The sequence below is a fragment of the Brevundimonas alba genome (assembly GCF_011927945.1).
GTDB classification, from domain to species: Bacteria; Pseudomonadota; Alphaproteobacteria; order Caulobacterales; family Caulobacteraceae; genus Brevundimonas; species Brevundimonas alba.
In genome coordinates this window covers 1,431,533-1,458,138 of the sequence record NZ_JAATJM010000001.1, presented here as the reverse complement: position 1 = coordinate 1,458,138, position 26,606 = coordinate 1,431,533, and the positions used below count along the sequence as shown (strand labels likewise).

The window sequence follows — 26,606 nt, the reverse complement described above, 5'->3', positions numbered from 1 at the left end:
GGCGTCGCAGACCCTTCCGGCATCGCGGAACCGCGTGACGCACATGTAGAGCTGCCGGAATCCTTCCCGCCTCATCTCGCCTCCGCCCTGCTCGCAGGCGAGCCATTCAGAGTAAGGCGCGGGTTGTTCCCCGCGGACGTACGCTGGCCCTGATTGTGTCGGCTGGGCGTTGACGCCGCCGGCGATCATCAGCACCAGCAAGAACAAGGTCGCCGATCGCACCACTACCCGACCCGCCCCTTTTTGAATCCCGTCCACACGTCGTCGTAGTCCAGTTGCATGGTCGGCGAGGTTTGCGCCCATTCCGTGGTGCGGATCGGCATGCGCGTCTCGAACATGAAGGCCAGTGTATTCTCGATCTTGACCGGCTTCAGATCGGCCGCGACCGCCTTGTCATAGCTGGCCTGATCCGGCCCGTGACCGCTCATGCAGTTGTGCAGGCTGGCCCCGCCCGGCGCGAACCCGCCCTCCTTGGCGTCATATTCGCCGGTCACCAGCCCCATGAACTCGCTCATGACGTTCCGGTGGAACCACGGCGGGCGGAAGGTGTCCTCGGCCACCATCCAGCGCGGCGGGAAGATCACGAAGTCCGCGTTGGCCACGCCCGGCGTATCACTCGGCGACGTCAGCACCGTGAAGATCGAGGGGTCCGGATGGTCGAAGCTGACCGTGCCGATCGTGTTGAACGTCGCCGTATCGTATTTGTACGGCGCGTTGTTGCCGTGCCAGGCGACCACGTCCAGCGGACTGTGATCGAAGGTCGTGCTGTACAGCCGCCCGCCGAATTTCTGCACGCACTCCGTCTGGCGATCCACGTCCTCGAACGCCGCCACGGGCGTCTGGAAATCCCGCGGATTGGCCAGTCCGTTCGAGCCGATCGGCCCCAGATCCGGCAGCCGGAACGCGGCCCCGTAGTTCTCGCAGACATACCCCCGGATCGGGCCGGAGCACTCCACCCGGAACCGCACGCCACGCGGAATGACCACGATCTCGCCCGGCCGAGCGTCGATCCGGCCCATCTCGGTGACGAAGGCCTGTTCCCCCATCTGCGGCACGATCAGCAGCTCGCCGTCGGCGCAGTAGAAGACCCGGTCTGTCATCGACCGGTTGGCGGCATACAGGTGGATGCCCGTCCCGATCCCGGCCTCGGCGTCTCCGTTGCCGCCATAGGTCACCAGCCCCTCGACCCAGTCTGTCGGCTCGGCCGGCATCGGCAGCGGGTCCCAGCGCATCCGGTTCGGCGACGGCGGCGCTTCGTGGAACGGCCCCGACCTCACCAGCCCCTGATGAAACGGCTTGTACGCCGGATGCTGCGCCGACGGCCTCAGCCGGTACAGCCACGACCGGCGGTTCTCACTCCGCGGGGCCGTGAACGCCGTCCCCGACAACTGCTCCGCATACAGCCCCATCGGCGTCCGCTGCGGCGAGTTCCGCCCCTCAGGCAGGGCGCCCGCCACAGCCTCGGTCGAGAAATGATTGCCGAACCCCGGCATATAGGCTGGCGCGTTGGCTCGCGTCGTCATGGTGCGTCGTCTCCCGTGAGGGAGGTTTAGCGGGGCTGCGGGCGACACACTACCCCGCTCAGTCTGCCGGCGAAGCCCAGCGCAACTTGAGAAGAACGCCCAGTCCCGCGGCAGGCGGACCATTTTCAAGTCTTGGCGCATGCCGGAAATATCTCGCGGCGTCCAAGGCGGCTTCGCCCAGCTCCGGATAGGCCGTCGACAGGGTGACAATCCGGCACTCGTCGAGTCGACCCTCGGCCTGCACCACGCAGCGCAGTTGCACTTCGCCGTATGGAAGGTGGTCTGTCCCCTCAGGACGGCGGATGCTTTCCGGCATCATCTGTTCGGCGGTCGGCGTCGCCACCCATTGCGGGCGGACGATCACGCCGTTCAGGACCTGCGGGTCTTGTCCAACGGCCACGAGCGCAAGTCCGATGGACAGCATCCTGTCGATCCTCTCAGAACCCCTGCGCCCGCGCCATCCGCTCCTGATGGAACCCGGCGTCTCCGAGCAGTTCGTTCAGCACCCGCACCCGCTTCATGAACAGGCCGACGTCGAACTCGTCCGTCATGCCGACCCCGCCGTGCATCTGCACCGCCTCCTGCACCGCCAGTTCGGCCACCCGCCCGGCCTTGGCCTTGGCCACCGACACCGCCAGCGGCGCGCTGTCCCTGCCCGCGTCCAGCGCCTGCAGCGCGCCCATCACCGCCGCCCGGGCGATCTCGATCTCCGAGAAGAGATGCGCCGCCCGGTGCTGCAGCGCCTGGAACTCGCCGATCAGCTTGCCGAACTGTTTGCGCGTCCGAAGATACTCCAGCGTCGTCTGGAACGCCTGATCCCCCGCCCCGGTCAGCGACGCCGCCGCGCACGCCCGGCCCAGGTTCAGCGCCCGCTCCAGCAGCGCCTCCCCGCCCTCGACCGATCCGATCAGCGCATCGGCATCGACCTGGACATCCGTCAGCGTCACCCGCGCCGCATTGTGCGCATCGACCATCACCGTCCGCTCGACCGCCACACCGTCCGTGGACGGATCGATCAGGAACAGGCCGATCCCCTCGCCCGTCTTCGCCGCCACGATGAGCGCGTCGGCGACATGACCGTCCAGCACGAACCCCTTGGCCCCGTTCAGCCGGAAGCCGTTGCCCGACCGCTCCGCCATGGCCGTCATCCGCGCCGGCGCGTGCTTGGGCCCCTCGTCCACCGCCAGCGAAACGATCGCCTCGCCCGCCGCAATCTTCGGCAGCCACGCCGCCTGCTGCTCGTCCGATCCGCCCGCCAGCACCGTCGCCGCCAGCACGCCGGAGCCCATGAAGGGCGACGGCGTCAACGTCCGTCCCAGCGCCTCGGCCACCACCCCGGCCTCGACCGCGCCCAATCCCGAGCCGCCATGCGCCTCCGGGATCAGCACCCCGGCGAAACCCATCTCGCCGAACGCCCGCCACAGCTCGCGCGACACCCCGTCGGGATCACGCTCGTCCCTCAGCTTGCGCAGGTGCGCGATCGGCGCGTGCTCGCCCAGGAAGCCATCCGCGGCCTCCTTCAGCATGGTCTGCTCTTCGGTCAGGATCAGCGGCATGGAGGTCAGGCGCCCGGCAATTGCAGCAGGTGTTTGGCGATGATGTTGAGCTGGACCTCGGACGTCCCGCCCTCGATGGAGTTGGCCTTGGTCCGCAGCCAGTCGCGCGCCGTCGCTCCCCCGCGCGACCGCTCGCCCTCCCATTCCAGCGCGTCCGACCCGCCCGCCGCCATCAGCAGTTCGTGCCGCCGCTTGTTCAGCTCGGAGCCATAGTATTTCAGCATCGAGGCGATGGCCGGATGCGCCTGCCCGGCCTTGGCCAGATCGCCCGTCCGCTCCATCGCCAGCCGGAACGCCGCCGCGTCCACCTCCAGCTCGGCGATCCGGGCACGGAGCATCGGCTCGTCCAGCCGCCCACCGTCGTCGAGGCCCAGCGACCCCGTCGCCACCTGCCCCAGCGGCCGTCCGCCGCCGATCTCGCCCATGGCCCCGATCATCGTCCGCTCATGCGCCAGCAGCGCCTTGGCCACGTCCCAACCGCGGTTCAGCGTGCCGACGAGGTTCGTCTTCTCCACCCGCACATCGTCGAAGAAGGTCTCGCAGAACGGGCTCTTGCCGCTGATCAGGGTGATCGGCCGCGTCGACACACCCTTCGTCGCCATGTCGAACAGCACGAACGAAATGCCGAGATGCTTGGGCGCCTCCGGGTCCGTCCGGACCAGACAGAAGATCCAGTCCGCCTTGTCGGCGTAGGAGGTCCAGACCTTCTGCCCGTTGACGATCCAGTGGTCCCCCCGATCCTCCGCCCGCGTCTGGATCGCCGCCAGATCGGACCCCGCGCCCGGCTCGGAATAGCCCTGGCACCAGCGTATCTCCCCCCGGACGATCTCGGGCAGAAAACGCTGCTTCTGCTCCTCGGTACCGAACTGCAACAGGGCCGGGCCCAGCATCCAGACGCCGAAACTGGCCAGCGGCGCCTGCGCATCGATGCGGCGCATCTCCGACGCCAGCACCTTGGCCTGTTCGCGGCTCAGCCCGCCTCCGCCGTATTCGGCCGGCCACTCCGGCGCCGTCCAGCCCCGCTCGCCCATCCGCTCCAGCCAGAGCTTGTGCGCCGGCGTCGGGAAGGTCGCATTGCGCCCGCCCCACACCCGGTCCTCGTCGCTGGCCACCGGCCCGCGGCACTCCGCCGGGCAGTTCGCCTCCAGCCACGCCCGCGTCTCCGCGCGGAAGGTATCCAGATCGGTCATTCGAGCCTCCGTCTCCGGGACGTTAGCAGCGTTTCGCGGGTGACGTTACGTCAGCGTCAGCGTCTCCTCCCCATCTTGATGGGGAGGGGGACCGCGCACCGGTGGAGGGGCTGTCGGTCGACTATTTCGTCGGCAGGAACGGCGAGAAGGTGATCACCGTGAACGTGTCCCGGATGTTCGCCCGCGTCTGCACCGACTTGGTCACGAAGGTGCCGATGTCCATCTCCTTCGGCAGCTGAAACTTGGCCAGCAGGTCGTACTGGCCCGAGGTCGAATAAACCTCCGACACGTGCTCGACATTGTCCACGATATCCGCCGCCACGTCGTTGGCGTGGCCCAGCTCGCATTTGATGAAGACGAAGATGGCGGTCATCATGGCGGCGGTCCCTCCGGTGTCCGGAGGTTCATCTAGCGGATGGCGGCGTGACGGGTAAGAGCGCGATCGATCTCGAGGCGGAATACAACAACCGCGCCCGCGTGCCGGACCACCAGACGGTCATGCTGCGCTGGCGGGCCGCCGCCGAAGCCGCCCGCCTGGCCACACCCCCGCAGGAGATCGCCTACGGTCCCGGCGAGCGCGAGGTCATGGACCTGTTCTCCGCCGGAGATGACGCGCCCGTCGCCGTCTTCCTCCACGGCGGCTACTGGCAGGCGCTGGATCGCAGCTGGTTCTCCGGCCTCGCCCCGGCCCTGAACGCCCACGGCGTCAGTCTCGCCATCCCCTCCTATGACCTCGCCCCCGCCGTCCGCCTCGGTCACATCCTGCGCCAGGTCCGCGCCGCGACCGACGCTGTCCGAGCGCGCGCGGGCGTCCGCCCGATCGTCTTCGGCCATTCCGCCGGAGGCCACATGGCGGCCTGCATGCTGTCCGAGGCCCGCGCCTCCGCCGCCGTCGCCATCAGCGGCGTCTTCGACCTCGCCCCCCTGATCCCCACCTCGCTCAACGTCGCCCTGCGGCTCGACGAAGCCGAGGCCGCCGCCCTCTCGCCCATCCACTGGCCGGTCCCCGACGGCTCCATGCCCGGCGGCACGGTGCTCGACTGCATCGTCGGCGCGAACGAGAGCCCGGAGTTCCTGCGCCAGTCCCGCATGATGACCGACCTCTGGGCCGCCCGCGGCGTCGAGACCCGCTACGAAGCCCTCCCCGGCCTCGACCATTTCACCGTGCTGGACCCGCTGTTCGACAAGGACAGCGCCCTGGTGAAGCGGATCGCGGAGTTGGCGAAGGAGACGACATGAGCCGCATCCTTCTCGCCGGCGTGGCTGCAATCAGCGCCACCGCCTGCCTGCCGGCATCTACGGCGGAGGCTTGCGCGCCGCTCGCGGTCGTTGAGCCGAACGGAGAATCCTATCCTGTGAACTCTCCACGCGGCTGGGCTCGTCAGCAGGCCGAATGGCGTTTGCGGTCGAAAGCGGTCTTCCTCGCCCAGGTCAGCGGACAGCGGCTGGCGCGTGACTACGGCGTCGTCTTCACCTTCTCGCCCATCGCGCCGCTCTACGACACGGCCCTCCCGGATCCCGTGCCGGCGCTCGCACGCCACCGCGGCGATACTTGCAACCGGCCCCTCGACCTCGCCGACTTCGTGATCGTCTACGCCGACCAGACCGACGCCGGGTGGACCGTTGTGGGCTTCGCTCCGCTCGCGGAGCTGCAGGACCGCCCACCCGAGCTGCCGACCGAACGTCAGCTCAGCCGCAGCCTGTATCCCGTGCCAGACTACCCCGAATAGTCAGCTCACTGCCGAGGCGGGATCACCTGCCCGGCGACACCGCCGACCGTTCCAACCGCATTGTCGACCACCCCGCCCGGCTGCAGCGTCGTGTTGGCGACCCCGCCCACAGTGCCGACGGTGTTGTCGACCGTAGTCAGCAGCCGCTCCAGAATTTCCGGGTTGCGGTCGATCGTGGTCAATGTGCGGTCGATGATCCGCTGCACATTGTCCAGCCGCACCTTCAACAGGACCTGGGCTTCGACCCCCTTGATGGTGACCTTGACGTTGTCGATGGTCACATCGGCGCCGGCCTTCAGGAACAGCAGGTTCGCCAGCCGCGCCTCCAGCGCCAGATGCGCCTCGAGGTTCTCCACCTCGATGGTGATCTCCTCGACTGACAGGTTCGGCACGTCCAGAAGCACGTCGGGCTCGGCCGACGGATCGCCCGGCGCCGCGGCGTACGACTGGCTCGATACCGGCTCCACCGGTGAAACCTGCGAGGACGGGGACGTCTGGGCTGCGGCCGCGCCAGCGCCGAAGAGAACTGCGGCGGCCACGCCGCCCGTCAGCAAGAGTTTCATTCCGGATCTCCTTCGGGGGTTTCAGTCGCCGGTGCCTCGCCGGCCTCGATCTCGATCTGCGGCGTCGGCGAAGCGATCGTCGCCGCGCCGCGCAGCCGCCATTCGACGTCGCGGAACGTCCTTTGGCCCGGGATCGGCCGCGGCAGTCCCGTGCTCAGGTTCTCCTCGATCACCGCTCCTGACGGCTCGCTCCAAACCCGGACGGAAATCGAGCCGACCTGCCGCCAGCGAATCTCGTCCGCCCGCGCCGTGATCGACAGTTCGATATCCGGTGGAGCGGCGGCCTCTGCGGCTGGCGCGGACGCGGGGGCCGGCGCGCTCTGCGGGAGGGCGCAGGGCAGCAAAAGTGACAGGAAGGTGGCGATCATCGGGTCAGGAAATCCGTCAGCCTCCGTCCGGTTCCGTGCACGAACGGTTCCTCCGACCTGTGGGCCTGCGCCCCTTCGAAACAATAAGTTCAGCGCGATCCAGCGAAGCCGCTGCGCGGGCTCTTTCGTTGTGCGCTCAGGCTGGGATAGTCATGGTGGGTGTCCGGCCCTACTGGTCAGACTGCCAACACCGGATCCCGGCGCTCACCGGGACAAGCGGACAAGGGTTCTCCATGCGCCACGACCGCCTCGCCGTCCTGACCGCCCTCGAAGCGCAGGGCGTGGCCCCCGTCTTCTATCACCCGGATCCCGAGGTCAGCCTCAACGTCATCCGCGCCTGCGCCCGCGGCGGCGCGAAGGCGGTGGAGTTCACCAACCGCGGCGACTTCGCCTGCGACCTGTTCGGTGACCTCGCCCGTGAGCTGCAGCGTACCGATCCGGACATCATCCTGGGCATCGGCTCGGTCGTCGACGCCGGCACCGCCGCCCTCTACCTCAACCGCGGGGCCCGCTTCGTGGTCAGCCCCTGCCTGGTCGAGGAGGTCGCCCGCGTCTGCAACCGGCGCATGACCGCCTACTTCCCCGGCTGCGGCTCGGTCAGCGAGATCGGCCAGGCTCACGAACTGGGCTGCGAGATCGTCAAGCTCTTTCCCGGCGCCAGCGTCGGCGGCGCCGACTTCGTCAAGGCCGTGCTCGGCCCCATGCCCTGGACCAAGATCATGCCCACCGGCGGCGTCGACCCCGACGAAGCCTCCATCGCCAAATGGTTCGGCTCCGGCATCGTCGCCGCCGGCATGGGCTCGAAACTGGTCACCGACGCCGCGGTCAAGGCCAGCGACTGGGCGGGGATTGAAGCGCAGGTCCGGAGGACCGTGGACGCCATCGCGGCGTTCCGGGCGAGGTAATCAACCCTCGATAGGAAGCCTCTGGCTTTCACCCACAGCACGCGCTCATCTTTCCTTCCCGTCGCGCAGCGATGGGGAGGGGGACCGCGAAGCGGTGGAGGGGCCGGTGGGTTCAGACCCGATCATCTACCAGCGCGCTGCACGCATGCGCCGCCACATGACGCCTCCGGAAGCCCGTCTCTGGGGCTGCCTCAAGGGTGGTGCCCTCGGATTCAAGTTCCGTCGGCAGCATTCGATCGGGACCTACATCCTCGACTTCTACTGCGCCGCCTCGCGACTCGCGGTGGAGGTGGACGGCGCACGCCACGGTACACCCGAACAGATGGCCTACGACCAGCGGCGGACCGCCTGGCTCGAAGCTCGGGGGATCGCCATCCTGCGTTACCCGGCGCTCTCGATCCGGGACAATCTGGACGGGGTGCTGGCGGGCATACGGGCTGCGGCCAGCGAGCGGTAGTGGGGCAGGATCAACCAGCCCCTCCACCGCTTCGCGGTCCCCCTCCCCACGCAATGCGCGGGGAGGAAACTGGCCCCTGCAGCCCCAACCCTGCGCTGTTCAGGTCCAGTTCCGCCGCCGGGATCACCACCACATCCGGGTGCTGGGCCCGCAGCGCGTCGATGAACATAGAAGCCTGACCGACCACGACCACATAGGCCTGTTCCGAGCTGACCGCCTGCGCCGCCGCCATCAGGCTTTCCGGGGTCGTCGCGTTGATCTTCGTCGGATAGGCCTCGATCTCGCTCAGCGGCAGGCCATAGGTCACCGCATCGGCGATGAAGCCGCCGAGGCCGCCGGTGGTCTCGATATTCCGCGAGAAGCCGCCGGTCAGGTAGGTCTCCCGGTCGGTGACGATCTGCGGCTCGACCGCCTCGGTGCGCAGCCGGTCGAACTCGGCCAGCACCAGTCCGACCACCTCGGCGGCGCTCTCGTTCTTGGTCTGGGTCGCCGCGGTCAGCAGGCCGCCGTCGACGCGTGCGCCGAGCGAGGAGTTGGCCCCGTACGACAGGCCGCGCTTGGCGCGAATTTCCTGGAACAGGTGGCCGTTCTGGCCGCCGCCGATGACGCTGTTGGCGACCGCCAGCGGATACCAGGCGTCGTCCGAGCGGCGCGGCCCGCGCACCGCCGCCGCCACCGCCGCCTGACCCGCGCCCGGCAGGTCGACCACCACGACGCGCGGCGCCAGCATCTCGCCGCCGGCCCTCGCGGTCACCGCGGGCACGGCTCCCGAAGGCGCGCGCCAGCCGCCGAAGGTCTTCTCGGCGAAGGCGAACGCCGCCTCGGGCTCCATGCCGCCGGTGACGATCAGGGTCGCATTGTCCGGCCGCCACCACGCGTCGTGGAAGGCCGTGACGTCCTCGCGCGTCAGCCGCGCCAGGCTCTCCGGCGTGCCGCTCGCGGGCCGCCCGTAGGCCGCGCCGCCATAGGCCAGGCGGTTCAGCACCAGCGAGGCCAGCGGCCCCGGCTGACGCAGGTTGACCGTCAGGGCGTTGATCGTCTGGGTGCGGCTGCGCTCCAGTTCCTCGGCCGCGAAGGCGGGTTTCATCACCACATCGGCCATCACCTCGCCGACCGCCTCGGCCGAAGCGACCGGGGCCGAAACGAACAGGGTCGTGCCGTCGGAATCCGCCCCGCCGCCGATGTTGGCGCCCAGCGCTTCCAGCGTCCGCGCGATCTCCGGCGCAGTGCGCCCGCCGGCGCCCTGTGTCGCCAGACTGGCGGTCATCGAGGCCAGACCGGCGCGGTCGTCGGGATCGGCCGCCGCCCCGCCGCCGATGACCAGTTGGGCGTTCATGATCGGCAGGTCCGTCGACTTGGCCGCGATCACCCGCAGCCCGTTGGACAGCCGCCGCTCGACCGGCCGCGGCGTCGCCATGGCTCGCGCCTCGCCCGGCGCCGGCGGGGCCATCCGCTGACCCTCCGGCAGCAGTTCGTTGGCCGGCAGAACGGCGGCCGGCACGGTCAGGAAGGTCGGCATCGGCGCCGGATTGCGCCAGCTGTCCTCCGGCACGCCCGCCGGACGCGCGCTCTCGTCCTGATAGCGCAGCGACACCCGCGCCTGGTCGTTCAGATAGGCCCGCGCGACGCGCTGCACGTCGGCGGCCGTGACCGCCTGCACCGCCGCCAGATGCTCGTCCGGCGCCTTGGGATTGTTCTCGCTGACGATCGCCTGTCCGAGGATGAAGGCCCGGCCCGAGGACGTCTCGCGCTGACGCAGTTCGCCCGCCACGATCTCGGTCTTGGCCTCCGCCAGTTCCGCCGCCGTCACCGGCTCGTCGCGCATCCGCGCCAGCTGGGCGTTCAGCGCCGCCTCGACATCGGCGATGGCCTTGCCGCGGGCCACCGTCGCCGTGACGGTGATCGTGCCGTCCTCCTCGTTGCTGCCCACGCCGAGCCCGGCGTTCGAAGCCAGCTGGGTGTCATAGACGAGCGCCTGATACAGCCGCGAGCTCTCGCCGCGCGACAGGATGCCCTGCATCACGTCCAGAGCCGCCGCGTCCGGATGGTTGGCCGCCACGCCGGGATAGATGATCCCGACCGCCGGCAGCGGTACGTTCGGTGCATAGGAGTCGACCGACCGGGGCGTGGTCCGCGGCGTCTCGACCGGCCGCTCGAACACCGGCACCGGACGCGACGGGTTCTCGATGCCGGCGAAATACTGGTCGACCCAGCGGTTCAGCTGCGCCGGATCGAAATTGCCCGACACGATCATCGTCGCCGTGGCCGGGCGGTAGTAGGCCTCATGGAAGGCCCGGGCGTCCTCGATCACGGCCGAGTCCAGCTCCTCGATCGAGCCGATCACGCTGCGGCGATAGATGCTCTCGTCGAAGGCGTTGTCGCCGATCACGAAGCGCTGGAACCGGCCGTAGGGAGGAGCCAGCACCCGCTGGCGCAGCTCTTCCTTCACGATCGAGCGCTCGGCCTGGAACACCGCCTCGTCGACCACCGGCCGCGCCATCCGCTCGGCGTGGGTCCACAGCATCGTCTCCAGGTACTGCGGCGGCACCGTCTCATAGTAGTTGGTGAAGTCCTGCCCGGTCGACGCATTCCGCGTCCCGCCGGCGTTCTCGACGATGGTCGAGATCTGGCCGTAGGGCAGGTTGACCGTCTTGCGGCTCAGGATGTGCTCGAACAGGTGGGCAAAGCCCGAGCGGCCCTGCGGATCGTCCTTGCCGCCGACGTCGTACCAGAGGGTCACGGTCACCGTGCCCGCGCTCGGGTCGGGCATGGCGTAGACGTCCAGCCCGTTGGCCAGCTCGCGATGGGTGTATTCCAGCGGCGGCACGCTGATCGGCGCGGTCTGGGCCGAGGCGGCGCCGGCGAAGGCGGTCAGGGCGAGCAGCGAGGCGCCCAGAAGGGCTGCGGTGCGGGTCATGTCGGCGTTCCCCAGGATCAGGTCTGAACAGAAGACGAGACCCTGACAGCCGCCCCGCCGCCTCCCAAGTTACGACGCTGTAATGATCGCCTCGACCTCGGCCCGCGTCGGCAGCGACGGCTGGGCTCCCGGCCGCGTCGCCGCCAACGCCCCCGCCGCGCAGGCGAAGGCAAGCGCCGCCTGCGGTTCCATCCCCTCCAGCAGCGCCACGCAGATCGCCCCGACGAACGCGTCCCCCGCCCCCGTCGCATCTACCGCCGTCACCTTCGGCGGCGCGGCTCGCGCGATCTCTCCCCCGCGCTGATGCATCACCGCCCCGTTCGCGCCGAGCGTGGTCACCACCCGCCCGCCGCCATGATGCAGCAGGTCGCCATAGAAGGCCGCCTCGGTCTCGTTGACCACGATCAGATCGGCCCGCCGCAGCAGTTGGTCCGACACCGGCTGGGCGGGGGCCAGGTTGACGCAGACAAAGTCGGTCGCCCGCCCCACCGCCGCCTCGCACACCTCCAGCGGCAGCTCCAGCTGCAGGATCAGCGCTCCCTCGATCCGCGCCGGCAGCTGCGCCGCCGTCATCCGGTGGTTGGCCCCGGCCGCCACCACGATCTGGTTCTCGCCCGACGGATCAACCGCGATCAGGGCCACGCCGGTCGGCGCCTCCGCATCGTTCTCCACCTCCGACAGGTCGACCCCGCCGGCCTCCAGCAGCGCCGTCGCCTCGTCGGCCATCGCGTCGTCGCCGACCCGCCCGACCAGCGCCACCTCGGCCCCAAGCCGCCGGGCGGCCAGCGCCTGATTGGCCCCCTTGCCGCCCGGATGCCGCGCCAGCGTCGCCCCGGTCACCGTCTCCCCCGCCCGCGGCAGGTGCGGCGCGGACGCCACCAGATCCAGATTGATCGACCCCACGACGGTGATCCGGGTCACGCGCATTTCTCCCCGATCAGGGCGAACACCCCGTCCGCGTCCGCCGTGACCGCCCAGCCATGCGGCAGCGTTCCCGCCACCTCGCGGCGGAACTCCACCGCCGTATGTCCCCGCGTCAGCTCGCTCTCGGTCTCGACCCGGATGTGGCAGGCCGCCAGTTCGAACAGCTCCGGCTTCAGCAGCCAGGCCACCGGACACGGATCATGCACCGGCGGCGCGTCCCAGCCGACGATCTCCCGCTCGATCCGCTGCGAGAACCGCATCATCGAGGCCGCCACGCCCGCCCTCGGCGTTCCCGTGGCCTCCAGCGCCGCGATCCGCTCGTCCGTCGCCCGCACCTGATGCGTGGCGTCCAGTCCGAACAGCACCACCCGGCAGCCGCTGGCCAGCACCTCCGCCGCCGCCTCGGGATCGGCCCAGATGTTGAATTCCGCCGAGGCCGTGATGTTGCCGCCCTCGGCCCGCGCCCCGCCCATCACCGCCACCGGCCCCAGCCGCTGCGCCAGCGCCGGTTCCTTGCGCAGGGCCAGCGCCAGATTGGTCATCGGGCCGACCACCGCCATGGCCACCGACCCCTCCGGCCGCGCCATGACCAGATCGACGATGGCGTCGACCGCGTGACCGTCCGCACACGGAGCATCCGGCTCGAAGGGCTCCATGTCGCCCACCCCCTCCTCGCCGTGAAACTCGCCCGCGCCCGCCGGCTCGCGCCTCAGCGGCCGGTCGGCGCCCGCGAACACCGGCACGTCCTCCCGCCCCGCAATCTGGCGCAGCATCCGCGCATTCCGCGCCGTCTTCTCCACCGGCACATTGCCGCCCACCGCGGTGACGGCCAGCAGCTCGAACTCGCCCGCGCCGAACGCAAGCATCAGCGCCACAGCGTCGTCCACACCGGGGTCGCAATCAAGGATGAGGGATTGTCTGTTCACGGGATCAGGTTTGGAGCGGCTCGCTCCGATAGGCAACCGTCAGGCGCACGCCTTGACGCAGGCCGCCGCCAGCACCTCGGCCGAGTCGACGAAGGCCACGCTGACCTCCCCCGCCTCCAGCAGCAGCGGCACCTCCGTGCAGCCCGCGATCACCGCCTGCGCCCCCGCGCTGACCAGCGCCGCCGCCAGCCGCCGCATCTCCGCCCGCGGCGCCTCGCCCACGTCCCCGCGCTTCACCGCATAGACGCAGTCCATGAAGGCGTCGCGGTCGTGCCCCGCCAGCCGCACCACCACCAGCCCCTTGCCTTGCAGCGAGCGCGTATAGAGCGCCTCCCCGCCCGGCGTCGCCAGCACGCCGATCTTCTTCGCCCCGCCCGCGGCCGCGGCCTCGGTCGTCTCGGCGATCATGTCGATGAAGGGCAGGCCGACCTTGCGGATCCCCGCCGCCTGCCCGTGCGCCGTGTTGCACGGCATGGCCAGCACCTGGGCCCCGGCGTCGCGCAGCCGCATCGCCATCTGCCCCAACACCGCCTCGGCCGCGTCGGGCGCGCGGTTCCGGTCCGGCACCTGCGGATTGATGTCGGCGATGACCCGGATGTGATCCTGGTCGCCCTCGGCCGGCGTCAGCGCCTGCACCCGCGCCAGAAACGCCACCGTCGCCGCCGGCCCCATGCCGCCCAGCACGCCCAGAACCTTGCCCATCTCGCCTCCGCCGATCGTCCAGCCGCCCTTATGCGCCGAAACCCCGCCGCCGCTAGTAGGCGAACTCGCGATAGCTCTCCCCGGCCTGCAGCGCCTCGGCCGTGTTAGCGAACACCGGATTGAACCTCAGCCACCGCCGCGCCCGCTCGGGCAGCCGCTCCAGCGTCGCCCGCGGCACGCGGATGCCCACCTCCGGCCGGTACAGCCAGCGCCGGCTGTAGCCGATCACCACCATCGGCCGCGGCTCGTCGGTGCGGTTCGGCGTCCCCCGGTGGATGTGGCGCACGTCGCGGATCATCACGTCGCCGCGCTTCATCAGCACCGGCTCCAGCGGCGCCTCGCCGCTCTCGACCCGGCGCATGCCCTCGGCCTTCGACAGCATGTGCGTCCCCGCCGCCATCTCCATCGGCCCGTTCGCCTCGGTGACATCGACCAGCGGAAAATTGACCGCCAGCTGGTACGGCGGTGTCTCCGCCCCCGTCTCGGGAAACAGCAGCTGCGTGTCCCGGTGCAGTCCCTGATAGTCCGACCCGTTCAGCGGCGTGTCGCTGGCCAGCTGGCACATCATCCCGTCGGCCCCGACCAGCTCGGATACGATCGCCATCACCACGTCGTTGTCGATGATCTCCGGATCGGCCCAGAGCCCGTCGAACGGCAGCGTCACATAAAACCGCGCCGCACCCCGGTTCGGGTCGTCACCCTCCCGCGCCATCGCCTCGGCCAGCAGCGGCTGGAAGGCCGCGTTCCAGGCGTCGATGGTCTCGACGGGAAACAGCCCCCGCACGATGGTCGCGCTGATCTCGCGCACCTCGTCGGCGTGAGCCTTGATCTGTTCGGGCGTCATATGGCGAAGCTTCAAGGAAAACAGCAGGATAATCCCGCCCCGCCCTCATCCAAAGCGTAGCCGCCGAACTTCCCGTCAGAACGAGTTCCGCCACCGCTCCGAGTCCGGCAGCACGAACCGTCCGGTGATCACCAGCCCCTCCGGCGCGAACTCCCGTTCAACGTGCCCGCCCAGTTCCGTCTTCACCAGTCGGTCGACCAGCCGGCTGCCGAAGCCGCGCCGCTCGGGCGTCCTGACCGGCGGCCCGCCCTGCTCGCGCCACAGGAAGTCGATCTCGCCCTCGTCGGTCAGCGTCCACGACATGAACACCTTGCCGCCGGGCGAGGACAGCGCCCCATATTTCAGGCTGTTGGTCACCAGCTCGTGCAGGCACATGCACAGCGCCAGCGCCGCGTGCGGCGGCAGCAGGATCGACGGCCCGGTGAACACCAGATCGCCGCCCGACGCCTCCAGACAGCCCTCCGCCACCGACCGGATGTCGACCGGCTCCCATGACGTCTTCGTCAGCAGGTCGTGCGCCGCGGCGAGGGCGACCAGCCGGTGATCGAACTTGGCCGGCGCGTCGGGATCCGCCTGGCGGAAGGTCTGCACCGCGATGCCCTGAACCGTGGCCAGGGTGTTCTTCACCCGGTGGTTCAACTCGTTGATCATCAGCTCCTGCCGCGACGCCCGCTGCCGCAGCTCGGCCGAAGCCTCGCTAAGGGCCGACTGCACCGTCTCGACATTCTCGATCCGCCCCGGCCTGCGCTCCACCTTCTGCCCATGGCCCAGACGCACCGCGTCCTCCTCCAGCGCCCGCAGCTCCCGGATCAGCACATTGCCGAAGATGCGCGACAGACCGATCCCGAGCAGCAGAAGGATCGCAGCCAGCAGGACGAAGGCCCCGGCGTTCCTCAGCACCGGCTGCAGGACGGTGCCTTCCGGCACCACCACCATCGTGGTCCATCCCGTCAGGTCCGAGCGGCTGTAGGCCACGACCGTCGGACGCCCGTCGAGCGACCGGCTGGCCGCCACGTCCTCCACCCGCCGGTTCAGGATGGCCTTCATATGCGGGGTCGCGCTGACGCCCTGGAACCGCTCATGCCCCGAACTCCGGGCGATCACGTGCTGGCTCCGGTCGACGATCGTGATGATGGCGCCCGCCGGCAACGCCAGTTCATCCGCGGACGGCAACAGCCTGCGTGGCGCCACGATCAGCGAGACAACCTTCTGGTTCGGATCACCCGGAACCGCCCGGTCGATCGCCACCACCTGCTGACCGGTGCTGGCCCCGACGAACAGGTCGCTTATCACGGCGCGGCCGCTTCTCAGCGCGGCCTGAACGCCTGCGGGTCTCGGCAGCCGGGGCGGCGGAGCCGGTCCGGCGAGCGGGCTGGTGTTCAGCAGACGCCGTCCCGCTTGGTCACTCACCGCGACCCACGAGTCGGAAGGAAGACCCAGCCGCTCTATGCGCCGACGGGCCGCGCCCCAGTTCTGGGCAATCACGGGTTCCGACGTGGCCAGGGCGTCGGCCGCGGTCTTGAGCTGCACCATCTTGATGTCGACCGCCTTCGAGGCCGATCTTGCCGTGGCCAGCAGCTCGGCCTCGTGGGAACGCCGCACCTGCATCACGTTCCACGCAACCATGCCGCCGATGGCCAGGGTCGTCGGCAGGATGATGCATAGGGCGAACAGCACCAGCACGGTGCGCAGCGATGCCGGCCTGTCCCTGATCATACCCACCCCGGAAAACTCACGCGCTAAAGTGCACTGATACGGCTCAGGTTCCGCAACCTTAAAGACCCGTTCCGATCACGCTCTCGTAGCCGAACAGCCCCTGCGCTCCGCCGGTGTGCAGGAACACCACCGTCTCCCCCTCGAACGCGCCCTTCCGCGCCAGGGCGATCAGCCCCTTCATCGCCTTGGCGCTATAGACCGGGTCCAGAACGATGCCGTCGGTGCGCGCCACCAGCTTCAACGCCTCGATCACCGCCTCGTCGACGAGCCCGTATCCCTCGCCGACATAGTCGCAGTCTGCGACGACCATCTCCGGCGTCACCGCGTCCGGCCGTCCCAGCAGGGCCGCCGTCTCCCGCGCCAGCTTCAGTACATTCTCTTCCTGCTTCGGCTTCGGCGCGCGCACGCCGATGCCCAGCACCGGGATGTCCGCCCCCATCACAGCAAGGCCAGCCACCAGCCCGGCGTGAGTCCCGGCGCTGCCCGTCGCCGTGATGATCCGATCGATCCTCAGATCCAGTTCGTCCGCGCCGACGACGATCTCGCGCGCGCAGTCGACATAGCCCAGCGCCCCGACCGGGTTCGATCCGCCGCCCGGGATCACATAGGGCCGCCCGCCGCGAGCCCGCACCTCGGCGGCGGTCTTCTCCAGTTCCGCCGGCATGTCGCTGCCGCCCGGCACGAACCGCACGCCCGCTCCGAACAGCCGGTCCAGAAGCACATTGCCGTTGGCGACGTAGTCGTGCGCCTTCGAGCCGGTCCGCTCCTCCAGAATGACCTCGCAAGCCAGACCGTGCGCCGCCGCCGCCGCCGCCGTCTGGCGCACGTGGTTCGACTGCACCGCCCCCTGGGTGACGAGCGTGTCCGCCTCCTGCTCGAACGCCTCGCCGAGCAGGAATTCCAGCTTGCGGGTCTTGTTGCCCCCGCCCGCCAGGCCGGTGCAGTCGTCGCGCTTGATCCAAAGCTCGACGCCGAGCTCCTCCGACAGCCGCGGCAACGGCTCCAGCGGCGTGGGCAGGTGCGCCAGACGGACGCGGGGGAAGCGGGCGAGATGCATTTGGGCGGGCTCCTGTGGGTCGTCTCTTCTAGACGCATCCGATGCGATTTGCCGACGGGTTCGGAGCCATACGCCTCGCGGCCCTGTCCGGGGACGCGCCCGACATCTTCCGCGACCGACGCGCCTGCCTCGCGTCAGGCCCGAACTTGCCCGGCCGTCTCGACGGCTTCCAGCAACACCCCGACGATCCGGTCCGTGGATGGCGTCATCCCGCTCATCAACGTCTCCAGCTCCGGCCGCAGGGAGGGCGTGATGACGGCGCTGGCCATGCTCCAACCATCGAAGGCGCGGCGCTCGATCGGTTGCCGGCCCAGCACTTCGATGTCCCGGTGCCGCCCGTCCTTGGCCAGCCGGCGCTGCAGCAGGTCCAGCGTCCCGGGATCGCCCTCGACCACCTGCAGGAACCGCCCGCCGTGCACCGCCAGCGCGCCGGTCAGTCCGACCCGCTCGTTGTTCCGTTGCGCCTCGCCCAGCAGCTCGGCCAGCGGGATCAACGCATCCGTCGGCATGGTCGCCACGCTGCGGTAAACGAGTCGGTCTATTCGTGTCGGCATGATCCCTCCAGCTCCGCCGTGACCCTATCGTGTTTCGGCCCGCCGTCTACAAGTGCTTGATAGCAAAGGCACTATGTCCAAGACTGGACAGATCGGCGCCGAGCGAAAAGAATTCAGAAAAGTCGCGCGCCCCCCGGAACCGAACTCGCCGAGTGATGTTTATCGATCGGACCAAGCGGCGATGCGCGCTCGACTAAGTCCGAAAAAGCGGCCCGGCCTCTGCCACGCCCCCCCGACGCAGGTCGGGCCGCACCTTTCCTCTCCATCCAACATCCCTTGCCGCGACTCCCTGCGGGCGTGATGCTGTCCGCATGGCCGAATCGCCTGCACCCGCCCGCCTCCGCGACCGCTCCGCCACCGAAGCCCTCATCGTCGAGGCCGGCGAGCGCATCCTGCTGCGCGACGGCTTCCCCGGTCTGAACGTCCAGACTCTCGCAGCCGAGGCAGGCTGCGACCGCAAGCTGGTCTACCGCTATTTCGACGGTGCCGATGGCGTGGTCGAGCGCATTGCCCGCCGCGCCAACGCCTCCCTCGTCCGCTTCCTCGACGCCGTGCCCGCCTCGGGGACGGAGTCCCTGCGCGCCTTCGCCCGGGAGAGCCTCTCGGCCTGGCTGGGCGCCCTGCGCGCCAGTCCCCTGACCCTGCGCCTGATGGCTTGGGCCCTCGTCGAATCCTCGCCCCTGCTCAACCGCATCGAGGCTGAACGCTCCGCCGTGCTGCAGGCTTGGATGCGTGAGCGCCGTCCCCGCCTGCGCACCCCGCCCGCCGGCGACGCCGTGGCCATCAACGCCGTCCTCCTCGCCGCCGTCCAGCACCTTGCCCTGTCCGGCGGAACCCGCCCCGGCGTCGGCGGCGTCGCCCTCGACGAAGCCGGCTGGGCCCGCATCGAAACCGCTCTCGACGCCCTGCTCGTCGCCTTCCCGGAGTAGCTTCGCGGAGCCGGACCGCCCGTTCAGGCGTTGCCGTATCCATGAGCCCCGCCGCCGTTCATCCGCGCCGCGAAACCGCCTACGCCCGCGACCTCGGCCGCGCCTTCGGCGGCGCGATCCTGTTCAGCCTGCCTCTGCTGATGACGATGGAGATGTGGTGGTTCGGCTTCAGCCTCCACCCCGGCCGCCTCGCCCTGTTCCTGATCGTCGCCGCGCCCCTGCTGGTCGGCCTCGCCTACTACGCCGGCTTCAGCCACCAGCATCATGGCGTCGCCCACGCGGTGCTCGACACCTTCGTCGCCCTCGCCGTCGGCTATCTCACCGCCGCCCTGCTGCTGACGGTCATGGCGATTGTCCAGCCCGACGCCCCGCTACGCCACTCCATCGGCCAGATCGCCCTGCAGGCGGTGCCCGGCGCCATGGGCGCCCTGCTGGCCCGCCGTCAGCTCAGCGCCGGCCGCGGCGACGGCGACGAGACGGAGGCCCGGTATCCCGGCGAGCTGTTCCTGATGGTCGCGGGCGGCCTGTTCCTCGCCCTCAACGTGGCCCCGACCGAGGAGATGATCCTGATCGCCTACCGGATGACCCCCTGGCACGCGATCGCCCTGATCTTCGTCTCCCTCGCGGTCATGCACGCCATCGTCTACCGCGCCGGCTTCGCGGGCGAGCACAGGCAGGAGAGCGCCCTGACCGCCTTCGTCCACTACACCCTCGCCGGCTACGGCCTCGTCCTGCTGGTTAGCGTCTGCACCCTCTGGGTGTTCGGCCGCACCGACAGCCACGGCTTCGTCGAGATCGTCGACGCCGTGGTGGTCCTCGCCTTCCCCGGCTCCCTCGGCGCCGCCGCCGCCCGCCTGCTGGTCTGATCATGCCCTCGAAGAAGCCCGCCCCCGACATGAAGCCGCCGGTCCTCGAATGGATCATGGGCGGCCTCGGTCTGCTGCTCACCCTCGGCGTCCTCGCCGTCATGCTGCACGAGGCGATGGGCCCGGGCGGCCCACCCGTGATCGAACCCAGCCTGCAGGCCGTAAGCGGGGCTCCGGGCCACTGGCGGGCCGAGGTCGAGGTGCGCAACACCGGCCACGCCACCGCCGCCGCCGTCGAGATCGAGGGCGTGCTCGGCGACGAGACCGCCTCCGCCACGATCGACTACGTCCCCGCCGGCGGCGAGGAGACCGTCACCCTCGGCTTCCAGTCCGACCCCCGCGCCGGCCTCCAGCTCCACGCCCGCGGCTGGACCGAACCCTGACCCGTTGAACCCTCGGCTCCTCAGGCGTAGGACTGTCCCGTTCTCCGGGGGGTCGCGCTTGAGCGGCTGAGAGGTGGGTAAGCCCACGACCCGTCGAACCTGATCCGGGTCATGCCGGCGAAGGGATGAGTACGCTTCGGTCCACGTTACAGGACCCTCACGCCCGGCGTCGGCGCCCTCAACATCGAGGCCGCCATGAACATCGTCGTCACCCCGCCCGCCCTTCCCGAAGAGCCGAACGTCGATCTGGCGCTCAAGGACGCCCGCGATCAGGTGATGCGCGAGACCGGGACCATCCCCACCGGCGAGCGCGCCGGCTCCCGCAAGGTCTATGTGCAGGGCGAGCTCTACCCGGAGATCCGCGTCCCCTTCCGCGAAGTGGCGGTGCACCCGAGCGCCAATGAGCCGCCGGTGACCATCTACGACTCCTCCGGCCCCTATACCGACCCCACGGTCAGCATCGACATCAAGCGCGGCCTGCCGAAGGTCAAATCCAGCTGGCAGCTCGACCGCGGCGACATCGCCCCCGTCGCCAACCCGCGCGACGTCAGACCCGAGGACAACGGCCACGCCTCCGGCCGCCACCTCGCCCCCCGCTTCGACACCAGCAATCACCGCGTCTTCAAGGGCGTCCCCGGCCGGCCCGTCACCCAGTACGAATACGCCCGTCAGGGGGTGATCACTCCGGAAATGGAATACGTCGCCATCCGCGAGAACCTGCGCCGCGAGCAGTCCGCCCCCTGCGTCCGCGACGGCGAGGATTTCGGCGCCTCCATCCCCGACTTCGTCACCCCAGAGTTCGTGCGTCAGGAGATCGCCCGCGGCCGCGCCATCATCCCGCACAACATCAACCACCCCGAGGTCGAGCCGATGATCATCGGCCGCAACTTCCTGGTGAAGATCAACGCCAACATAGGCAACTCCGCCGTCCTCAGCTCCGTCGACGACGAGGTCGACAAGCTGGTCTGGGCCACCCGCTGGGGCGCCGACAACGTCATGGACCTGTCGACCGGCCGCAACATCCACAACATCCGCGACTGGATCATCCGCAACTCCAGCGTCCCCATCGGCACCGTCCCCATCTACCAGGCGCTGGAGAAGGTCGGCGGCATCGCCGAGGACCTGACCTGGGAGGTCTATCGCGACACCCTCATCGAACAGGCCGAGCAGGGCGTCGACTATTTCACCATCCACGCCGGCGTCCGCCTGCCCTTCGTGCCGCTGACCGCCAACCGCGTCACCGGCATCGTCTCACGCGGCGGCTCGATCATGGCCAAGTGGTGCCTCAGCCACCACCGCGAGTCCTTCCTCTACGAGCATTTCGCCGACATCTGCGAGATCATGCGCGCCTATGACGTCAGCTTCAGCCTCGGCGACGGCCTGCGCCCCGGCTCCATCGCCGACGCCAACGACGAGGCCCAGTTCGCCGAACTGCGCACCCTCGGCGAGCTGACCAAAATCGCCTGGGACCACGGCTGCCAGGTCATGATCGAGGGCCCCGGCCACGTGCCGATGCACAAGATCAAGGCCAACATGGATGAGCAGCTGAAACACTGCCACGAGGCGCCCTTCTATACGCTTGGCCCCCTGACCACCGATATCGCCCCCGGCTACGACCACATCACCTCGGCCATTGGTGCGGCCATGATCGGCTGGTTCGGCACCGCCATGCTCTGCTACGTCACGCCCAAGGAGCACCTCGGCCTGCCCGACCGTCAGGACGTCAAGGACGGCGTCATCACCTACAAGATCGCCGCCCACGCCGCCGACCTCGCCAAGGGCCACCCCGCCGCCCGCGCCCACGACGACGCCCTCAGCCGCGCCCGGTTCGAGTTCCGCTGGGAAGACCAGTTCAACCTCGGCCTCGACCCCGAAACCGCCCGCAAATACCACGACGCCACCCTGCCCAAGGAAGCCCACAAGACCGCCCACTTCTGCAGCATGTGCGGCCCGAAATTCTGCTCGATGAAGATCAGCCAGGACATCCGCCGGGACGCCCAGGCGCAGAACGACGCCGGCGGTTCGCTGGCCGAGGCGGAGGCCGGGATGGCGGAGATGAGCGCGAAATTCCGGGCTGGGGGCGGCGCCATCGAAGTGAAGGTCTGAGAGCAAAAAAAGGGGGCGGGCTCTAAGACCCGCCCCACCATTCTGGCCCAAGTTCAGCTTGGGTCAGAGGACTCGGTAGTAGCTCGCGGCCTGCTTATGGCTGGACGGGCTCTTGGCTAGACGCTGGGGGTCCCAGTCGTATGCGTCCAGCTGCCCGTCGTAGAGCGGCGCAGCCTTCTCAAGCTTCTCCAACACCGTCTTGTCGATGTCGTCGACAGCCCAAACGACCTCATCACCCTCGATTTTCATGAGCGCCGACAGAGCCGTCACGAAGGGAATGATCAACGCGTCAGGATACTTCCATTTCATGTCCTTCGACGACCGTTGGAAGAAGGGTGTCAGAGGACGGATCCCGGTATAGCCAGACGCGTCCTTCCCATCGGCCTTCAGCTGCTTCAGCTTGTCGGGGTCGTACATCTTGACCACATTCCGACTCCCGAACCGATGGGTTCCATCGTTATAGAAACGGGGAAATTTCTCGTAGATCAGATCGTAAAGGCGCGGAAGGTCGCCCGCAATAAACAGACAGGATTCGACAGTCACGTGCTTTAGTTCACGAGCCTGTCCCGCTTGGCCGCCGATCGGTTCCGTTACTTCGTTGTGCGCCATGAGGGTCTTGAATTTGTCGGAACACTCCCCCTTGTTGCGATAGATGTTCTGAGGGAGCACAGAGATATCGATGGGCAGCAACTTGTGCTCATTCGCGAGGTTTAGCGGGATCCATGCCAGCGCGACGATATCCCGGACAGGAATAGGTTTCGCCTCCGCTTGCTCGACCACACCGGGTTTCCATTCCACCCGTTGGCTGAGTTCCACGGGAAGCGCATCCTTCAAGACGTCATAAAAACCGAGCTTGTTCTGGAACGCTTCCGTTTTGACTTCGGTGTTGGCGTTCCGGGCCTGCGAGATATCAAAGGCTGCCCGATCAAAAGCTTCCTGATCAGCTTCGCTGTTGGAACCGGGATAGAGCAGTTCCACGGAAACGAGATCCTCGGGGTCGAACTCTAGCCCCTCGATCTCCTTCCGCTTTTCGGCCCAAACATGGTCGAGCTGCTCCCACGTCTTGATGCGGGCGACTTCCTTATGTTCAAGGACTTGGGACAGCACGAACAGGCCGATGGCGAAGAGATTGTGCCCGCCGTCCAAGACGCCGTCCACGAACTCCTTTTCAAAAGTCACACGAAAACGGCCGCGCTGAAGTTCCTCCACCCGATGGGAGGAGATCAGCAGTCCCTTCGACTTAAATCGGAAAAGTTCCGGGGTGTCGTTGAGGGTTCCTAGAATGCCTTCGACGATGGCATTGCGCTTCGCGCTCCGCGGATTGGGAGCCAGCGCCTTGCTGTCCAGGATCGACAGCAACTGGCCGATGTTCACAAAGCCCACCGCGCGGCGAATGGAATTCTCATCTCCGCTCGGCTGAACGGAGACGTGGGCGAACTTCAGAATGAAGTTAGACATAAAAAAAGTCCCTTTCGACTTTCGAAAGGAACAGGCGTCGCTCGAAAAACAGCGAGCAGCACCGATCACGGCGCTATCCAGTCTTCGACCGAAACCTGCTCCAGGTTTCAATGTGGGACCTTGCGGCCCCGGTTCCGCGGCTTTTCAGCACGCGTGTCGATGATCGGCGTTCTCGCGGACGCTGTCAATGTTCTGATCTCATCTCGCCCAATACGGCGTGGCAACGGCGCAATGCACCGAACTTAGGCCTTTAGGTAGGGTGCCTATAAAAAGCCTTGCGCCTTACCCTTAGCCTAGCTAAAGAGAGTCTTGTCTATAACCTACTTAAGGACAAACAGCCATGATAGTTTCCATCCCAGCACAACCGGGCACCGAAATGCGCGCCGCCGTTGATCACCTCCTCGATGGTATCGAGAAGATCCGGGGGGGACTGCTGATGCTTCGGGACCATCTCGCTATACCGGAGAAAGATGCGGGCGGGCTCGACCCGAAGGACCCTCGAAACAAGTATGAAATCGGAGGCTTAGAAAAGCTCACGCCTCGCGGTGTCGAGATCTGCTATCGGCTTTTCGATAAGGGGCTCTCCCGGTACGCGGTCGCGCAATCCTTGAACATCAGCTTCGGCGCGGCGACCCATCGGTATGCTGCTTGGAAGAAGGCGGGCGGTGGTGAGCGGGACAAACAGCCGCTCGACTAGCCGGCTGCCCCACTGATCAGCCATTTCCTCTCCACCACCACCACCGCCGGCACGGCGGTGATCCCGCGCGAGACCCCGTCGCGTCCCTTCTCCCCTTGAGGGAAAAGGTGCCCCCTGGCAGGGGGCGGATGAGGGGTGAGACACCCATTCCTCCGGCAAGCCGCCAACCGCCCGCGAGCCAGGGCGCCGAAACAGCCCCCTCATCCGGGCCTCCGGCCCACCTTCTCCCTCAGGGGGAGAAGGATCAGGTTTCGGCCGCCATCTTTCGGAGCGCCTCCTCAAACACAGAGGCCGGCTGCCCCCCGCTGATCAAATACTTCCCCTCCACCACCACCGCCGGTACGCCGGTGATGCCGCGCGAGACCCACAGCGCCTCCGCCGCCCGCACCTCGTCCGCATAGCGCCCCTCCGCCAGCACCGCCGCCGCCTCGGCGCGGTCCAGCCCCGCCGCCTCCGCCGCCCCGGCCAGCACGCGTGCGTCGCCGATATCCTCCCCCCGTGTGAAATGGGCCTCGAACAGCGCCCGCTTCAGCGCCGCCTGGCCCTCCATCCCAGCCGTCTCCCCGGCCCAATGCAGCAGCCGGTGGGCGTCGAAGGTGTTCCAGATGCGGCTCGTCTCGCCCATCCGCATGTCGAACCCGGGCCAGGCCTCCGCCGCCCGCGCCCGGATCATCTCTCGGTTCTTCGCCGACTGCTCCGGCGTCGAGCCGTATTTGCGGCCGATATGGTCGACGATGTTCTCGCCCTCGGGCGGCATCTGCGGGTTCAGCTCGAACGGCTGGAACCGCACCTGCGCCTCGATCCCCTCGCCCTTCAGCGTCTCCAGCGCCTCCGTCAGCCCGCCGAGGCCGACGACGCACCACGGGCAGACGACGTCGGAGACGAAGTCGATGTGCAGGGTTTTGGGCATGGGACGCTCCGGTGGTGGGGATTAGGGAGTAGGGATTAGGGATCAGGTGTCAGGGCAGGATATGGGAACGGTTGGCCCGGCCGTCTCGTGGGGTCGCTGCCTGTGACCGGGAAGCCCGATCCGGAACGCCCTCGCCCCTAATCCCTATTCCCTAACCCCTAATCCCCCCCTCCCCCATGACCTTCCCCGGCTTCCTCCCCGCCGACCTGCGGTTCCTCTCCGACCTCGCCGCCCACAACGACCGCGACTGGTTCACCGCCAACCGCGCCACCTATGACGACCGGCTCAAGCCCGCGCTCGCCGCCCTGATCACCGACACGACCGCCGCCTGCGCCGCCCGCGGTCTCGCCCTCGCCGGCGACCCGGCCAAGAGCCAGTTCCGCCTCCACCGCGACACGCGCTTTTCGAAGGACAAGAGCCCCTACAAGACCCATGTCGCGGCGGTGCTGACGCGCGGCGGGGGCAAGATGTCGCCCGGCATGGCCTATATCCACATCGAGCCCGAGGGCGGCTCGCGCGTAACCGAGGCCAGTTTCGACTACGACAGCATCGACCCGCTCGACCCCTCGACCCACCCCGGCGCCCGCCTGTCCGAAGCGCCTTCGTCATCCTCCGGCTTGACCGGGGGAGGCGAAATCCCCGACCTCGAGAACGCCCACGGCCGCGGCCCCTTCGTTTCGGCCGGCTTCTATCTCTACGACCGGAAGAACTCCGAACGCGTGCGCCGCGCCATCGCCGCCGACCCCGACGCCTGGCTCGAGGTCGAGGCCGCCCTCGCCTCCCGCGGCCTCCGCCTCGCCCCCGGCATGGCCGTCAAACGCATGCCCAAGGGCTACGAAGCCCACGCCGGCGGCCCGCTGGAACCCGCCCTGAAACGCCTGCAGTGGTATGCGCGGCGGCCGCTAACCGGGGCCGAGATCGCGTCGCCCAACCTGCCGGATACCCTCGCCGACTTCGTCGCCGACATGCGCCCCCTGCTCCATTTCGGCTGGGCCGCGCTGGACTAACCCACTTCCTTCTCCCCTTGAGGGAGAAGGTGGCCCGCGCAGCGGGTCGGATGAGGGGTGAGACACCCATGCTTCCGACAATTCGCCAAACACCCGATAGTCGGGGCGCCGACACAGCCCCCTCATCCGGGCCTCCGGCCCACCTTCTCCCTCAAGGGGAGAAGGACAGCGCGCTGCCAAACCCCCATGACGCTGTGCTGACAATCCGCGTTTCTATAGTCGGATAGCGCGAACAAACCCCCGCCTTTCCAACGACATCCGCTTTTCTCGATCCGACTTGTCCGCCTGACAAACCGGCGGCCGCATAATGCCGGCCGT

At 68.6% G+C, this 26,606-nt stretch carries 27 protein-coding genes and 1 riboswitch; of the genes, 10 read left to right on the top strand and 17 right to left on the bottom strand.

Going from position 1 to position 26,606, the window contains the following annotated elements:
• Positions 1 to 224: 224 nt before the first annotated feature.
• The 5 genes from hmgA to GGQ87_RS07220 form a co-directional block, all read right to left on the bottom strand.
• Complete coding sequence (hmgA, locus tag GGQ87_RS07240; RefSeq protein ID WP_168046054.1) at positions 225 to 1,523, bottom strand: homogentisate 1,2-dioxygenase; 1,299 nt, start codon at positions 1,521 to 1,523, stop codon at positions 225 to 227.
• A 58-nt stretch (positions 1,524 to 1,581) separates the two neighbouring features.
• Positions 1,582 to 1,947 (bottom strand): energy transducer TonB, encoded by a 366-nt coding sequence (locus tag GGQ87_RS07235; RefSeq protein WP_168046052.1) that lies wholly within the window; start codon positions 1,945 to 1,947, stop codon positions 1,582 to 1,584.
• 13 nt (positions 1,948 to 1,960) lie between these two features.
• Positions 1,961 to 3,079, bottom strand: a complete 1,119-nt coding sequence (locus GGQ87_RS07230; protein WP_168046050.1) for an acyl-CoA dehydrogenase family protein — start codon at positions 3,077 to 3,079, stop codon at positions 1,961 to 1,963.
• A 5-nt stretch (positions 3,080 to 3,084) separates the two neighbouring features.
• A complete protein-coding gene (locus GGQ87_RS07225) occupies positions 3,085 to 4,269 on the bottom strand; it encodes an acyl-CoA dehydrogenase family protein (protein WP_168046048.1) in 1,185 nt (394 codons plus the stop codon).
• Positions 4,270 to 4,390: 121 nt separating this feature from the next.
• Positions 4,391 to 4,645, bottom strand: coding sequence for an Lrp/AsnC family transcriptional regulator (locus GGQ87_RS07220; RefSeq protein ID WP_168046046.1), 255 nt, complete (start codon positions 4,643 to 4,645; stop codon positions 4,391 to 4,393).
• Between the two features lie 47 nt (positions 4,646 to 4,692).
• On the opposite strand from GGQ87_RS07220, the gene GGQ87_RS07215 reads away from it, so the two are divergent.
• Entirely contained in the window at positions 4,693 to 5,508 is an 816-nt protein-coding gene (locus GGQ87_RS07215) for an alpha/beta hydrolase (RefSeq protein ID WP_342448323.1), read from the top strand.
• On the top strand, positions 5,505 to 5,999 hold the full coding sequence (locus GGQ87_RS07210; RefSeq protein WP_168046044.1) for a hypothetical protein: 495 nt from the start codon (positions 5,505 to 5,507) through the stop codon (positions 5,997 to 5,999). Before GGQ87_RS07215 ends, GGQ87_RS07210 begins: the two co-directional genes overlap by 4 nt.
• A gap of 5 nt (positions 6,000 to 6,004) precedes the next feature.
• Here the strand turns inward: GGQ87_RS07210 and GGQ87_RS07205 are convergent, their stop codons facing one another.
• Both GGQ87_RS07205 and GGQ87_RS07200 read right to left on the bottom strand, forming a co-directional pair.
• Entirely contained in the window at positions 6,005 to 6,562 is a 558-nt protein-coding gene (locus GGQ87_RS07205; protein ID WP_209282413.1) for a hypothetical protein, read from the bottom strand.
• A complete protein-coding gene (locus tag GGQ87_RS07200) occupies positions 6,559 to 6,930 on the bottom strand; it encodes a hypothetical protein (RefSeq protein ID WP_168046042.1) in 372 nt (123 codons plus the stop codon). Before GGQ87_RS07200 ends, GGQ87_RS07205 begins: the two co-directional genes overlap by 4 nt.
• Positions 6,931 to 7,163: 233 nt before the next feature.
• Here GGQ87_RS07200 and GGQ87_RS07195 point away from each other — a divergent pair, with 233 nt between their 5' ends.
• Together GGQ87_RS07195 and GGQ87_RS07190 are read left to right on the top strand one after the other, a co-directional pair.
• Complete coding sequence (locus tag GGQ87_RS07195; protein ID WP_168046040.1) at positions 7,164 to 7,835, top strand: bifunctional 4-hydroxy-2-oxoglutarate aldolase/2-dehydro-3-deoxy-phosphogluconate aldolase; 672 nt, start codon at positions 7,164 to 7,166, stop codon at positions 7,833 to 7,835.
• A gap of 106 nt (positions 7,836 to 7,941) precedes the next feature.
• Positions 7,942 to 8,292, top strand: coding sequence for an endonuclease domain-containing protein (locus GGQ87_RS07190; RefSeq protein WP_342448322.1), 351 nt, complete (start codon positions 7,942 to 7,944; stop codon positions 8,290 to 8,292).
• A gap of 10 nt (positions 8,293 to 8,302) precedes the next feature.
• Here the strand turns inward: GGQ87_RS07190 and GGQ87_RS07185 are convergent, their stop codons facing one another.
• The 8 genes from GGQ87_RS07185 to GGQ87_RS07150 form a co-directional block, all read right to left on the bottom strand.
• Positions 8,303 to 11,209, bottom strand: a complete 2,907-nt coding sequence (locus GGQ87_RS07185) for a M16 family metallopeptidase (RefSeq protein WP_168046038.1) — start codon at positions 11,207 to 11,209, stop codon at positions 8,303 to 8,305.
• 69 nt (positions 11,210 to 11,278) lie between these two features.
• Complete coding sequence (locus GGQ87_RS07180; protein ID WP_342448321.1) at positions 11,279 to 12,130, bottom strand: ribokinase; 852 nt, start codon at positions 12,128 to 12,130, stop codon at positions 11,279 to 11,281.
• The gene (locus tag GGQ87_RS07175; protein ID WP_168046034.1) at positions 12,127 to 13,059 is read right to left on the bottom strand and encodes a nucleoside hydrolase; all 933 of its coding nucleotides are present in this window, start codon (positions 13,057 to 13,059) and stop codon (positions 12,127 to 12,129) included. The genes GGQ87_RS07180 and GGQ87_RS07175 overlap by 4 nt, the downstream gene beginning before the upstream one ends.
• A gap of 39 nt (positions 13,060 to 13,098) precedes the next feature.
• Entirely contained in the window at positions 13,099 to 13,761 is a 663-nt protein-coding gene (gene cuyB, locus GGQ87_RS07170) for a cysteate racemase (RefSeq protein WP_168046032.1), read from the bottom strand.
• Positions 13,762 to 13,813: 52 nt separating this feature from the next.
• Positions 13,814 to 14,605: a phytanoyl-CoA dioxygenase family protein gene (locus GGQ87_RS07165; protein ID WP_168046030.1), complete on the bottom strand. Its 792-nt coding sequence runs from the start codon at positions 14,603 to 14,605 to the stop codon at positions 13,814 to 13,816.
• A 75-nt stretch (positions 14,606 to 14,680) separates the two neighbouring features.
• Positions 14,681 to 16,321: a sensor histidine kinase gene (locus GGQ87_RS07160; protein WP_245161525.1), complete on the bottom strand. Its 1,641-nt coding sequence runs from the start codon at positions 16,319 to 16,321 to the stop codon at positions 14,681 to 14,683.
• A 58-nt stretch (positions 16,322 to 16,379) separates the two neighbouring features.
• Positions 16,380 to 17,378 (bottom strand): D-cysteate sulfo-lyase, encoded by a 999-nt coding sequence (cuyA, locus tag GGQ87_RS07155; RefSeq protein ID WP_168046027.1) that lies wholly within the window; start codon positions 17,376 to 17,378, stop codon positions 16,380 to 16,382.
• A 134-nt stretch (positions 17,379 to 17,512) separates the two neighbouring features.
• Entirely contained in the window at positions 17,513 to 17,932 is a 420-nt protein-coding gene (locus GGQ87_RS07150) for a BLUF domain-containing protein (protein ID WP_168046025.1), read from the bottom strand.
• 311 nt (positions 17,933 to 18,243) lie between these two features.
• Here GGQ87_RS07150 and GGQ87_RS07145 point away from each other — a divergent pair, with 311 nt between their 5' ends.
• The 4 genes from GGQ87_RS07145 to thiC all read left to right on the top strand — a co-directional run bounded on the left by GGQ87_RS07145 (position 18,244) and on the right by thiC (position 22,216).
• A complete protein-coding gene (locus GGQ87_RS07145) occupies positions 18,244 to 18,861 on the top strand; it encodes a TetR/AcrR family transcriptional regulator (RefSeq protein ID WP_168046023.1) in 618 nt (205 codons plus the stop codon).
• Positions 18,862 to 18,902: 41 nt separating this feature from the next.
• A complete protein-coding gene (locus GGQ87_RS07140) occupies positions 18,903 to 19,727 on the top strand; it encodes a TIGR02587 family membrane protein (protein ID WP_168046021.1) in 825 nt (274 codons plus the stop codon).
• Positions 19,728 to 19,756: 29 nt separating this feature from the next.
• Positions 19,757 to 20,110 (top strand): hypothetical protein, encoded by a 354-nt coding sequence (locus GGQ87_RS07135; RefSeq protein WP_209282411.1) that lies wholly within the window; start codon positions 19,757 to 19,759, stop codon positions 20,108 to 20,110.
• 35 nt (positions 20,111 to 20,145) lie between these two features.
• Positions 20,146 to 20,254: riboswitch (TPP riboswitch) on the top strand.
• A gap of 132 nt (positions 20,255 to 20,386) precedes the next feature.
• Positions 20,387 to 22,216 carry a phosphomethylpyrimidine synthase ThiC gene (thiC, locus tag GGQ87_RS07130; protein ID WP_168047396.1) on the top strand — a complete coding sequence of 610 codons (1,830 nt, stop codon included), beginning with the start codon at positions 20,387 to 20,389 and terminating at the stop codon, positions 22,214 to 22,216.
• A 63-nt stretch (positions 22,217 to 22,279) separates the two neighbouring features.
• Here thiC and GGQ87_RS07125 read toward each other — a convergent pair whose 3' ends face one another.
• Complete coding sequence (locus tag GGQ87_RS07125; protein WP_168046017.1) at positions 22,280 to 23,743, bottom strand: hypothetical protein; 1,464 nt, start codon at positions 23,741 to 23,743, stop codon at positions 22,280 to 22,282.
• 271 nt (positions 23,744 to 24,014) lie between these two features.
• Between GGQ87_RS07125 and GGQ87_RS07120 the strand changes: the two genes are divergently transcribed.
• Entirely contained in the window at positions 24,015 to 24,371 is a 357-nt protein-coding gene (locus GGQ87_RS07120) for a hypothetical protein (RefSeq protein ID WP_168046015.1), read from the top strand.
• 244 nt (positions 24,372 to 24,615) lie between these two features.
• Here GGQ87_RS07120 and GGQ87_RS07115 read toward each other — a convergent pair whose 3' ends face one another.
• The gene (locus GGQ87_RS07115) at positions 24,616 to 25,281 is read right to left on the bottom strand and encodes a DsbA family oxidoreductase (protein WP_168046013.1); all 666 of its coding nucleotides are present in this window, start codon (positions 25,279 to 25,281) and stop codon (positions 24,616 to 24,618) included.
• Positions 25,282 to 25,457: 176 nt separating this feature from the next.
• Between GGQ87_RS07115 and GGQ87_RS07110 the strand changes: the two genes are divergently transcribed.
• Complete coding sequence (locus GGQ87_RS07110; protein WP_168046011.1) at positions 25,458 to 26,288, top strand: DUF2461 domain-containing protein; 831 nt, start codon at positions 25,458 to 25,460, stop codon at positions 26,286 to 26,288.
• Positions 26,289 to 26,606: the final 318 nt, after the last annotated feature.

Excerpts from the sequence above, each read along its gene's own strand:
- GGQ87_RS07160 (WP_245161525.1), bottom strand. The coding sequence starts at position 16,321 with ATGATCAGGGACAGGCCGGCATCGCTGCGCACCGTGCTGGTGCTGTTC.
- cuyB (WP_168046032.1), bottom strand. The coding sequence starts at position 13,761 with ATGGGCAAGGTTCTGGGCGTGCTGGGCGGCATGGGGCCGGCGGCGACG.
- cuyA (WP_168046027.1), bottom strand. The coding sequence starts at position 17,378 with ATGCATCTCGCCCGCTTCCCCCGCGTCCGTCTGGCGCACCTGCCCACG.
- GGQ87_RS07115 (WP_168046013.1), bottom strand. The coding sequence starts at position 25,281 with ATGCCCAAAACCCTGCACATCGACTTCGTCTCCGACGTCGTCTGCCCG.
- GGQ87_RS07210 (WP_168046044.1), top strand. The coding sequence starts at position 5,505 with ATGAGCCGCATCCTTCTCGCCGGCGTGGCTGCAATCAGCGCCACCGCC.
- GGQ87_RS07150 (WP_168046025.1), bottom strand. The coding sequence starts at position 17,932 with ATGCCGACACGAATAGACCGACTCGTTTACCGCAGCGTGGCGACCATG.
- thiC (WP_168047396.1), top strand. The coding sequence starts at position 20,387 with ATGCGCGAGACCGGGACCATCCCCACCGGCGAGCGCGCCGGCTCCCGC.
- GGQ87_RS07145 (WP_168046023.1), top strand. The coding sequence starts at position 18,244 with ATGGCCGAATCGCCTGCACCCGCCCGCCTCCGCGACCGCTCCGCCACC.
- GGQ87_RS07220 (WP_168046046.1), bottom strand. The coding sequence starts at position 4,645 with ATGATGACCGCCATCTTCGTCTTCATCAAATGCGAGCTGGGCCACGCC.
- hmgA (WP_168046054.1), bottom strand. The coding sequence starts at position 1,523 with ATGACGACGCGAGCCAACGCGCCAGCCTATATGCCGGGGTTCGGCAAT.
- GGQ87_RS07195 (WP_168046040.1), top strand. The coding sequence starts at position 7,164 with ATGCGCCACGACCGCCTCGCCGTCCTGACCGCCCTCGAAGCGCAGGGC.
- GGQ87_RS07225 (WP_168046048.1), bottom strand. The coding sequence starts at position 4,269 with ATGACCGATCTGGATACCTTCCGCGCGGAGACGCGGGCGTGGCTGGAG.
- GGQ87_RS07185 (WP_168046038.1), bottom strand. The coding sequence starts at position 11,209 with ATGACCCGCACCGCAGCCCTTCTGGGCGCCTCGCTGCTCGCCCTGACC.
- GGQ87_RS07230 (WP_168046050.1), bottom strand. The coding sequence starts at position 3,079 with ATGCCGCTGATCCTGACCGAAGAGCAGACCATGCTGAAGGAGGCCGCG.
- GGQ87_RS07140 (WP_168046021.1), top strand. The coding sequence starts at position 18,903 with ATGAGCCCCGCCGCCGTTCATCCGCGCCGCGAAACCGCCTACGCCCGC.
- GGQ87_RS07200 (WP_168046042.1), bottom strand. The coding sequence starts at position 6,930 with ATGATCGCCACCTTCCTGTCACTTTTGCTGCCCTGCGCCCTCCCGCAG.
- GGQ87_RS07135 (WP_209282411.1), top strand. The coding sequence starts at position 19,757 with ATGAAGCCGCCGGTCCTCGAATGGATCATGGGCGGCCTCGGTCTGCTG.
- GGQ87_RS07205 (WP_209282413.1), bottom strand. The coding sequence starts at position 6,562 with ATGAAACTCTTGCTGACGGGCGGCGTGGCCGCCGCAGTTCTCTTCGGC.
- GGQ87_RS07110 (WP_168046011.1), top strand. The coding sequence starts at position 25,458 with ATGACCTTCCCCGGCTTCCTCCCCGCCGACCTGCGGTTCCTCTCCGAC.
- GGQ87_RS07235 (WP_168046052.1), bottom strand. The coding sequence starts at position 1,947 with ATGCTGTCCATCGGACTTGCGCTCGTGGCCGTTGGACAAGACCCGCAG.
- GGQ87_RS07120 (WP_168046015.1), top strand. The coding sequence starts at position 24,015 with ATGATAGTTTCCATCCCAGCACAACCGGGCACCGAAATGCGCGCCGCC.
- GGQ87_RS07165 (WP_168046030.1), bottom strand. The coding sequence starts at position 14,605 with ATGACGCCCGAACAGATCAAGGCTCACGCCGACGAGGTGCGCGAGATC.